Origin of the sequence: Azohydromonas sediminis, assembly GCF_003574675.1 — a bacterium.
GTDB lineage: Bacteria > Pseudomonadota > Gammaproteobacteria > Burkholderiales > Burkholderiaceae_C > Calidifontimicrobium > Calidifontimicrobium sediminis.
In genome coordinates, this window is sequence record NZ_QOAZ01000086.1 from 1 (window position 1) to 1,196 (window position 1,196).

Annotated in this window: 1 protein-coding gene; it reads left to right on the plus strand. The window is 68.7% G+C overall.

From position 1 onward, the window contains the following. The first annotated feature begins 80 nt into the window (after window positions 1-80). On the plus strand, window positions 81-1,055 hold the full coding sequence (locus DRV96_RS17725) for an IS5 family transposase (RefSeq protein ID WP_119293604.1): 975 nt from the start codon (window positions 81-83) through the stop codon (window positions 1,053-1,055). The last annotated feature ends 141 nt before the right edge of the window (window positions 1,056-1,196 follow it).

A 1,196-nucleotide genomic window follows, 5' to 3' on the forward strand; every position in this document is an offset into this window, starting at 1 on the left:
CCCCTAGGGAAACGCTGATCAAGTCCTCCGCATCGTAGTGGCGTGCGTTGAAGGAGTCGACGCAGGTTCGGAGGGCGACGATGAAGCAGATGACCCTGGCAGCGGCAGCGGACTCGACCGCTGGATTCGAGCGCTACCGCAAGCCTACGCGGCGCGATGCCTTCCTGGCCGAGATGCAGACGATCGTGCCGTGGGATCGGCTGGTGGCGCTGATCGAGCCGCACTACCCCAAGCCCGGCAACGGCCGCCCGCCCATCGGGCTGGAGCGCATGCTGCGCATCCACCTGCTGCAGCACTGGTTCAACCTGGCCGACGCCGCGTGCGAGGAAGCGCTGTACGACTCGGCGGCGCTGCGCGCCTTCGCCGGCATCGACCTGGGCCGAGAGCCGGTGCCCGATGCGACCACGATTCTCAAGTTCCGGCACCTGCTGGAGCGTCACCATCTGGGTCAGGCCATCTTCGCCGAGGTGGGTCGCATCCTGCAGGAGCGCGGGCTGCGCCTGAGCGCGGGCACCATCGTGGACGCCACGATCATCGCCGCGCCGAGTTCGACCAAGAACGCCCAGCAGCAGCGCGACCCCGAGATGCGGCAAACGCGCAAGGGCAACCAGTGGCACTTCGGCATGAAGGTGCACGTGGGTGCCGACAGCAAGACCGGGTTGGTGCACAGTGTGGTGGTCACCAGCGCGAACGTGCACGACAAGCATCCCTTGCCCGACCTGCTGCATGGTGCCGAGCGGCGCGTGTACGGCGACCGCGGCTACCAAGGCTGCCGCGACATCATCAAGGCCGCGGCGCCGCAGGCGCGCGACTTTACGAACCGGCGTGTGCGCAAGCCCGGCGGCGAGGACGAGGCTGAGCGGCTTCGCAACCGCACCAAGAGCCGCACCCGCGCGCGGGTCGAGCACCCGTTTCACGTCCTCAAGCTTCTGTGGGGCTTCGCCAAGGTCCGCTACCGCGGACTGGCCAAGAACGCCAACCGCGCCTTCACGGCGCTGGCGATGGTCAACCTGTACATGGCCGCGCGGCGCGTGCCAGCGGCGGTGCGCCCGTAGTGGGCCGACCATGGCCCGGAGCGGGCGCCGAAAGGCCCGCCAGCTAGGCCCTCGAGGCCGTAGAACGCGCCAAAACGCTCGGTTTCGCCCCGCGTACGGCGATCCCGCCGTGGCGCGGGTACTTGTTCAGCGTTTCCCTAG